The following is an 8432-nucleotide window of genomic DNA, read 5'->3' on the forward strand; positions in this document are numbered from 1 at the left end:
GCAGGTGTTCTGTGCCAGCTGGCAGCGCTGCCGGGTTCACTTCATGCGTAACGTGCTGGGGCGAGTCAGCAGAGCCAGCCAGTCGGTTGTCCGTGCCGCGTTGCAACAGGTGTTCGTGCAGACGGAGGAACAAAACGCCCATGCCACCTGGCGCGAGGTCGCGGCCCAGCTGGAAAAGAACTTCCCGGCAGTCACAGAGATGATGGACGAAGCGGAGGCGGAGGGGCTGGCGTACTTCGGGTTCCCGGGAGCGCACCGGGTGAAAATCCACTCCACGAACACGCTGGAGCGCCTGAATAAAGAGGTGAAGCGGCGTTCCCACGTGGTGGGTATCTTCCCCAACGAAGAGAGCATAACCCGGCTTCTGGGTGCGGTGCTGACGGAGCAGAACGAAGAATGGCTGTTGCAGAACCGCTACCTGCCGCAGCACAGCATGGCGGAGATAGAGCAGACCGCTGAAAACGATGTGATCGAGGCGCTGCCACTCAGCGCTTAACAGACATATTACCGGACCGGAAGGCTGGATCTGAATTTACACCACCTTGACGGACTCGACCGCCCGCAGCGTGGTTCGCCTTCTCTCTACTACCTTCGCCATATTCTGAACGTACTGCCGGAGTAGCCCAGCAACAAAGTGGCCGAAATGCTGCCATGGAACGTAGATCTCACCAATAAATAGCCGTCAATACGACGCTCGCTTAACGCTTACCAACTTGCACGATGGAAAAAAAGACAAAAAAAGGGCCGCATAAGCGGCCTCTGGTTCACATTAACTTGCGTTAGTTAGTGATGATGATCGACTGGGTGGCTATGTTCCAACTCTTCTTTATTCTTACTGAAGCGGCGGCAAACTACCACGAAGAACACCGGAACGAAGAAGATCGCCAAGATAGTCGCGGTGACCATCCCGCCCATCACGCCTGTACCGACGGCGTTCTGAGCACCGGAACCTGCACCGGTACTGATAGCCAGCGGCAGAACCCCGAGGATAAACGCCAGAGAAGTCATCAGGATTGGACGTAAACGCATACGCACCGCTTCCAGAGTCGCTTCCACCAAGCCTTTCCCTTCCTTTTCCATCAGGTCCTTAGCGAACTCGACGATCAGGATAGCGTTCTTCGCCGATAGCCCTATGGTGGTTAGCAGCCCCACCACAAAGTACACGTCGTTGCTCAATCCGCGCAGGGTGGTAAAGATCAGCGCGCCGACCACACCCAACGGTACCACCAGCATTACCGCGAACGGTATTGACCAGCTCTCGTACAGTGCGGCTAGACACAGGAAGACCACAATCAGCGAGATGACATACAGTGCCGGAGCCTGATTACCGGACAGACGTTCCTGATAGGACATCCCCGTCCAATCGTAACCAATACCGGTAGGCAGTTTCGACGCTAGATCCTGCATCAGGTTCATCGCTTCACCCGAGCTCTTACCTAGTGCTGGCTGTCCTAACAGTTCCATTGACGGCAGGCCGTTATAACGTTCCAGTCGTGGTGAACCGTAAACCCATTGCGCAGAGGCAAAGGCGTTGAACGGCACCATTTTACCGCTACTGGCACGCACATACCAGTTGCCAATGTCACTCGGCAACATACGGTAAGGAGCATCGCCCATCACGTACACTTTCTTCACGCGGTCGCGGTCAATGAAGTCATTGACGTAGGATCCGCCCCAAGCTGCCGCCAGCGTGGTGTTGATATCGGAAAGCGATACCCCCAGCGCCGATGCTTTTTCTTGGTCGATAGTCAGTTTGTACTGTGGCGTATCTTCCAGACCGTTAGGACGCACGCCTACTAGGGTATCCGAATGCTGAGCAATCATGCCAAGCAGCTGGTTACGTGCTGCGATCAGTTTCTCATGGCCAAGGCCACCCTGATCGATCAGCTGGAAGTCAAAACCGGTCGCCGTACCCAGCTCGACAATCGCAGGCAGGTTGAACGGAATAACCATCGCATCTTTGATCGCTGACAGCGCGCCCATTGCACGCCCGGCAATCGCCGGCACCTTGTTATCTGGACCCGCACGTTCATCCCACGGTTTCAGGCTGACGAAGGCGATACCGGTGTTCTGACCACGACCTGCAAAGCCAAAGCCGTTAACGGTGAACACCGAGTTAACGTTCGCTTTCTCTTTACTCAGGTAGTAATTCGTCACCTGGTCCAGCACTTTCTGTGTACGTTCCTGGGTGGCACCCGTTGGCAGCTGGGCCATGGTTAGGAATACCCCTTGGTCCTCTTCTGGCAGGAAGGAGGTTGGCAGGTGCATAAACAGATAGGCCATGCCCACCACGATCAGAAGATAAATCACCAGATAACGACCAGTGCTGCGCACGATGTGGCCCACGCTGTCAGTGTAGTGATTGGTGCTCTTGTCGAACAGGCGGTTAAACCAGCCGAAGAAACCGGTGGTTTTGCCATGGTCGCCTTTCGCAATCGGCTTCAGCATGGTGGCACACAGTGCCGGGGTCAGGATCAGCGCGACGATAACCGATAGCACCATCGCGGAAACGATAGTAATCGAGAACTGACGATAGATAACCCCGGTAGACCCGCCGAAGAAGGCCATTGGAATAAATACCGCTGACAGCACCAGCGCAATACCGACCAGCGCGCCCTGGATCTGCTCCATCGACTTACGTGTGGCTTCCTTCGGCGGCAGGCCCTCTTCGGCCATTACGCGTTCGACGTTCTCCACCACCACGATGGCATCATCCACCAACAGGCCGATGGCGAGCACCATCCCGAACATCGTCAGGGTGTTTATCGAGTAGCCAAAGGCGCTGATAATCGCAAATGTGCCGAGCAAGACAACCGGTACCGCAATCGTTGGGATCAGCGTGGCGCGAAAATTTTGCAGGAACAGGTACATCACCAGGAACACAAGTATGATAGCTTCAACCAGTGTTTTCACTACTTCGTTAATCGAGATTTTAACGAACGGCGTGGTGTCATACGGATATACGATTTTCATGCCGGCCGGGAAGAACGGCTCCAGTTTGGCAAGCTCAGTTTTTACCGCCGCAGCGGTATCTAGGGCGTTAGCGCCGGTTGCCAGCTTGATCCCCAGACCCGAGGCCGGTTGACCGTTATAGCGTGCAATAATCTCGTAGTTCTCACCACCCAGCTCAATATGCGCCACGTCGCTCAGACGGATACGCGAACCATCGCTGTTCACTTTTAGCAGGATCTTACCGAACTCTTCAGCCGAGGTCAGACGCGTCTGCGCAATGATCGAGGCATTCAGCTGCTGGCCGTTCACCGGTGGTGAACCGCCGAGCTGACCGGCTGCCACCTGGGCGTTCTGGGTGTTGATGGCGCTGATCACATCGACCGGCGTCAGGGAGTAGTTGTTGAGTTTATGCGGGTCCATCCAGATACGCATCGCATACTGCGCCCCGAACAGCTGGGTATCACCTACGCCGGAGACACGACTTATAGGATCTTTAATGTTAGACCCCACGTAGTCAGAGATGTCGTTCTGGGTCATGGTGCCGTTATCGTTGATGAAACCGGCAACCATCAGGAAACTACTAGAGGATTTCTGAACTTTAATCCCCTGCTGCTGGACCTCCTGCGGGAGCAACGGCATCGCCAGCTGCAGTTTGTTCTGAACCTGCACCTGCGCGATATCAGCATATGTACCGGACTGGAATGTCAGAGTCAGCTGCAGCGTACCCGAAGAGTCGCTGCTTGAGCCCATGTACATCAGGCCGTCGATGCCGTTCATGTTTTGTTCGATAACCTGCGTAACGGAGTCCTGCAAAGTTTTTGCATCGGCACCCGGGTAGGTGGCGATGATCTCGATTGCCAGTGGAGCAACATTAGGATATTGCTCAATCGGCAGTTTCAGGATCGACAGCGCACCCATCATCATCATAATGATGGCTATAACCCAGGCAAAAATGGGGCGATCGATAAAGAACTTAGCCATGTGTCAGCGGCTCCTGTTAAGACTTCGGTTGTTCAGACTGTTCCGAGACTGAAGGGGCTTCTTTGGCACTGTCGTCGCTAACTTCCTGTGGGGTCACCGTGGCACCGGGTTTCACACGCTGCAAACCAGTGGTGATCACACGATCACCATCTTTCAAGCCCGACGTGACCAGCCACTTATCCCCGAAAGTTTGATCGACCGTCACATTACGTACTTCAACCTTGTTATCCGCACCGACGACCATGGCAGTAGCCTGGCCAGTTGGCGTGCGGGTTACGCCCCGCTGAGGAACCAGCAATGCATTTGGGTTGGTGCCTTCATCTAGGCGAGCACGTACGAACATACCTGGCAGCAGATTGTGGTCTGGGTTAGGGAACACCGCGCGTAGTGTGATGGAGCTGGTGGTCTCGTCAACGGTGACATCAGAGAATTCTAATGTTCCGCTCTGCGAGTATTCTTTACCATCCTGCGTTAACAGTTTGACTTCAGCTTTGCCGTTGGTCTGCTGCAGCTGGCCGGATTTCAGCTCGTCGCGCAGATGAATAAAGTCTTCGCTCGACTGGGTCACGTCAACGTAGATCGGGTCCAGCTGCTGCACGATTGCTAGAGCGGTAGTCTGAGCACTCTGCACAAGCGCACCCTCGGTGACTGAGGATTTACCAATGCGTCCGCTGATAGGCGAGGTCACTTTGGTATAGGTAAGGTTGATACGGGCAGATTCAACGGCTGCCTGTGCTGTCTGAACGGCTGCAGCGGTCTGGCTCTGGGTGGCTGCCGCCGTGTCGTAATCCTGCTGACTGATGTACTTAGTACCCAGCAGAGGCTTGTAGCGTTTTACCGTTAAAGCGGCGATCTGCGCATTGGCCTGAGCCTGTGCAAGGTCACCTTTGGCGCTGTCGTAAGCGGCCTGATAAGTGGCTGGATTAATTTGATACAATGATTCGTCAGTCTTGATATCACTACCCTCAACGAAGTTGCGTTTCAGAATAATGCCGGAAACCTGTGGGCGAACTTCTGCAATACGGAACGATGAGGTGCGACCCGGCAGGTCGGTGGTAATTTTAAGCGGTGCGCTTTTTAGCGTCGTAATACCCACTTCAGGGGTCTGTTGCTGACCAGCCTGCTGAGAACCTTTGTTATCACATCCTGTTAGCACTAAGCTGCCTGAAAGCATTATAACGACCACCAGAGGTGTTAACCCTCTGTTTTTGTTCATAAATAAACCTCAAGATCCGATATCGATTGTTCAATGGATCACAAACCCATTGCTGCGATTAAATTATGGTCGTGCTATGGTACATACATTCGGAAATGTATGTAAATCTAACGCTTTGTAAAAAACACCCTCATGGCACGAAATACCAAACAACAAGCTCAGGAAACGCGAAATCTACATCGTAGATGCGGCTATTGAGCGCTTTTCTGAACATGGCGTTTCTAAAACGTCATTGGCTGATATTGCCGCAAGTGCTGGCGTGACGCGAGGTGCAATCTACTGGCATTTCAAAAATAAAACAGATTTGCTCAATGAGATTTGAGCACAGTCCGAATCCGGAATGGCAGACCTAGAACTTGAGTATCAGTCAAAATACCCGGTGGATCCACTCTCTGTTATGCGAGCTATGTTGCTGTATGTCCTTGACGCAGCAGCCACCGATCCGAGAAGACGTGCACTTATGGAAATTATTTACCATAAATTGAGTTCGTCGGTAAAATGACCACCCTCCGGCTGATGCAGCAAAATCTCTATCTGGAATGTTATGAGAAGATAGAAGAGGATTTACAACAGTGTATTAATGCAAAGCAACTTCCGGAAAATCTTAACACGCGCCGCGTGGCCGTAGTGATGCGTGGCTACATTAGCGGCATCATGGAAAACTGGCTGTTTATGCCGGAAAGCTTTAACCGCGCCGCCGCCGCGCCGTAACTGCTGGACACGCTGATCGAAATGCTGATCTGTGTGCCCAACCTTGCGCAAGCCAGCATAGCGCGAAATTATGAACCTGCGGCGACTTTCTGCTCGAAATCTCGCTGCACAATCGCCAGCGCTGCCAGCACGGTTTCTGGCGCTATCTGATTTTCTTCCAACAGTATAATCAAATCCACGGCCAGTTTGACTTCTTCCCGTGCAGTATCCAGCGACATACGTCTTCCCTTATAGTGATAAAAATTTCAGATGCGCAGCATTCTGCCCACGCCAACCATGGTCAGCGTTCCGTAGTCAAAATAACTGCTGAAATAGCCGCCAATCAAGGCACACACGGCAGTCAGTAACAGCGTTGGCATCAGGCGGCCGGGGGAAAACGGCGGGCAACAACACCCTCCAGCAAACCAGTTACCATCCAGCTAATCAGACCCATAGCTGCCTCTATTTCAGCGAGTTATCACCCGATTATAGCCCGCGCTCGCGATCTTCGATGCCGCGTTCAATTCGCTTCTGCGCCTGAAGGCAGCGCTGCAAACGCCCTTCGAGTGCGGCCACCTCACGCTGAAGCTGCTGCTGTGCCAGCGTTTCCTGCACGCCCAGCAGGCTTTCCCTGTCCTGAATCATCGCCCGCAGGCGGCGTTCAAAATCCTGATGTTCGGCCAGCTTTTCATACAGGTTCTCCCACACCGGCGCGGCGCGGGTCTCACTGCTGCGCATCTTCAGCGTTGCCAGTTCGCGCTGCATGGCGCTCATCTGCAGCACCACGCGTTCAGCCATCCACGCCACGCTTTCCGGGCGATTATCCCTCACGCTCTGTTTTAACAGCGCCATGGTCTGCCGGATTTCCTGCAGATAATCGCCAAGATGGGTAGAGTGGCTGTGGAATAACTGATGGTCGAAACGCGCCTGCGCGTTACGTTTATTAGCATGCGGCTCGACAGCCTGCGCCAGCTGTTCCAGCTGCGTTTCCAGTTGTTGCAGTAAAGTTGCGCTTTTCATCGTGTTCTCCAAGGCATTATTGCGGCTATGATACCCTGTCTACAGCCAATTTTTTCGGGTATGCCATGCAACGTTATCTTCTTATTACTTTCGGCTGGTTGGCGGTGGTACTGGCCACGCTCGGCGTGGTGCCGCTGCTACTGATCACGCCATTTCTACTTCTGGCGGCCTAGTGCTTTGCCCGATCTTCCCTGCGCTATCACTGGCTGCCGCACCGCTCGGTATTTGGGCGCTACCTGCATCACTGGCAGCAGCATCGGGCGATGCCACCGGGTGCCAAGGGCAGGGCGATCCTGTTTATTCTGCTGACCTTTGCCTTTTCCCAGTGGATGGTCAAAATTCTCTGGGTACACCTGCTGCTGGCGATACTCTGCTGCCTGCTGATCTTTACGATCCACCTGCCAGTGGTTGACGAAGAGCAGGAAAAGTGCTGATTTTGCTAATCACGGTTGCAATTGTCCTGCATTTTGCCTAGATTTGGTCGTTTTCGTGCAGCGGCTTTCCCCCAATGTTTAAATTTCACCCAGCTTTATCGTCGTGCGTGAAGGAAGCCGCGTGAGTCAGATTTGTATTTACTAGGCACAACACTATGACCGCGACTGCGCAGCAGTTTGAATTCCTTAAAAACAGTATCAAAAGCATCCCGGACTACCCAAAACCGGGCATTCTCTTTCGTGACGTCACCAGCCTGCTGGAAGATCCGAAGGCGTATGCGCTGAGCATTGAGCTGTTAGTTGAACGCTATCGTCACGCTGGCATCACCAAGGTGGTGGGCACTGAAGCGCGCGGTTTCCTATTCGGGGCGCCGGTTGCGCTTGGGCTGGGTGCGGGCTTCGTACCGGTGCGTAAACCGGGCAAGCTGCCGCGTCAAGCCTTTGCCGAAAGCTATGAGCTGGAGTACGGTACCGACCAGTTAGAGCTGCATTGTGATGCTATCCAGCCGGGTGACGTGGTGCTGGTGGTTGATGATCTGCTGGCGACAGGTGGCACCATTGAAGCCACCGTGAAGCTGATCCGCCGCGCGGGCGGCAGCGTGAAAGATGCCGCTTTCATCATTAACCTGTTTGACCTCACGGGCGAATCACGCCTGAAGGCGCAGGGCGTTGAAAGCTACAGTCTGGTGAACTTCCCCAGTCACTAAGACTTTGCGGGGCGGCTTGTCCGCCCCGGTATCGCCTTATCCGCTTCTCTACATATACCCAAAATGCTTTCAACCGCTGTTCGGCACAAAAAACGGCACTGTTGCAAAGATCTGGCGATGGTAAACTGATGCCACTATTTAGTTGAAGGAGCGGCACATGAACCCATTTAAAGGTCGACATTTTGAGTGTCATATTATCCTGTGGGCCGTCCGCTGGTACTGCAAATATGGCATCAGTTATCGTGAGCTGCAGGAGATGCTGGCTGAGCGAGGGGTAAATGTCGATCACACCACGATTTATCGATGGGTTCAGCGTTCTGCACCTGAGATGGAAAAGCGGCGGCGCTGGTACTGGCGTCAACCTTCCGGTTTTGGCTCATGGCATCTCGATGAAACCTACGTGAAGGTCAACGGACGCTGGGCTTATCTGTA

The 8432-nt window shown here is 53.7% G+C and carries 7 protein-coding genes and 3 pseudogenes; 6 read left to right on the forward strand and 4 right to left on the reverse strand.

Annotation, left to right across the window (positions count from 1 at the left end):
* Together BBW68_RS14425 and BBW68_RS20375 are read left to right on the forward strand one after the other, a co-directional pair.
* On the forward strand, positions 1 to 496 hold a 496-nt coding region (locus tag BBW68_RS14425), incomplete at its 5' end, for a transposase (RefSeq protein WP_186821353.1).
* A 90-nt stretch (positions 497 to 586) separates the two neighbouring features.
* A pseudogene (locus tag BBW68_RS20375) lies at positions 587 to 679 on the forward strand (hypothetical protein); the annotation flags it as partial.
* 104 nt (positions 680 to 783) lie between these two features.
* Here the strand turns inward: BBW68_RS20375 and BBW68_RS14430 are convergent.
* Together BBW68_RS14430 and BBW68_RS14435 are read right to left on the reverse strand one after the other, a co-directional pair.
* Positions 784 to 3933, reverse strand: a complete 3150-nt coding sequence (locus BBW68_RS14430) for a multidrug efflux RND transporter permease subunit AcrB (protein WP_070135883.1) — start codon at positions 3931 to 3933, stop codon at positions 784 to 786.
* Positions 3934 to 3949: 16 nt separating this feature from the next.
* Positions 3950 to 5149 (reverse strand): efflux RND transporter periplasmic adaptor subunit, encoded by a 1200-nt coding sequence (locus tag BBW68_RS14435; protein WP_070135884.1) that lies wholly within the window; start codon positions 5147 to 5149, stop codon positions 3950 to 3952.
* A gap of 132 nt (positions 5150 to 5281) precedes the next feature.
* Between BBW68_RS14435 and acrR the strand changes: the two are divergent.
* Positions 5282 to 5921: pseudogene (gene acrR, locus BBW68_RS14440) on the forward strand (multidrug efflux transporter transcriptional repressor AcrR).
* A 7-nt stretch (positions 5922 to 5928) separates the two neighbouring features.
* On the opposite strand, the gene rsmS reads toward acrR, so the two are convergent.
* Both rsmS and priC read right to left on the reverse strand, forming a co-directional pair.
* Positions 5929 to 6078, reverse strand: coding sequence for a pleiotropic regulatory protein RsmS (gene rsmS / locus BBW68_RS14445; RefSeq protein WP_070135885.1), 150 nt, complete (start codon positions 6076 to 6078; stop codon positions 5929 to 5931).
* Positions 6079 to 6325: 247 nt separating this feature from the next.
* The gene (gene priC / locus BBW68_RS14450; protein ID WP_070135886.1) at positions 6326 to 6859 is read right to left on the reverse strand and encodes a primosomal replication protein PriC; all 534 of its coding nucleotides are present in this window, start codon (positions 6857 to 6859) and stop codon (positions 6326 to 6328) included.
* A gap of 65 nt (positions 6860 to 6924) precedes the next feature.
* Between priC and BBW68_RS14455 the strand changes: the two are divergent.
* From BBW68_RS14455 to BBW68_RS14465, 3 genes and pseudogenes are all read left to right on the forward strand, one after another.
* A pseudogene (locus BBW68_RS14455) lies at positions 6925 to 7293 on the forward strand (DUF454 family protein).
* 155 nt (positions 7294 to 7448) lie between these two features.
* A complete protein-coding gene (apt, locus tag BBW68_RS14460) occupies positions 7449 to 8000 on the forward strand; it encodes an adenine phosphoribosyltransferase (protein WP_070135887.1) in 552 nt (183 codons plus the stop codon).
* A 157-nt stretch (positions 8001 to 8157) separates the two neighbouring features.
* The coding region (locus BBW68_RS14465; protein ID WP_148127486.1) for an IS6 family transposase at positions 8158 to 8432 on the forward strand (275 nt) is incomplete at its 3' end.

Origin of the sequence: Candidatus Erwinia dacicola (assembly GCF_001756855.1) — a bacterium.
GTDB classification, from domain to species: Bacteria; Pseudomonadota; Gammaproteobacteria; order Enterobacterales; family Enterobacteriaceae; genus Erwinia; species Erwinia dacicola.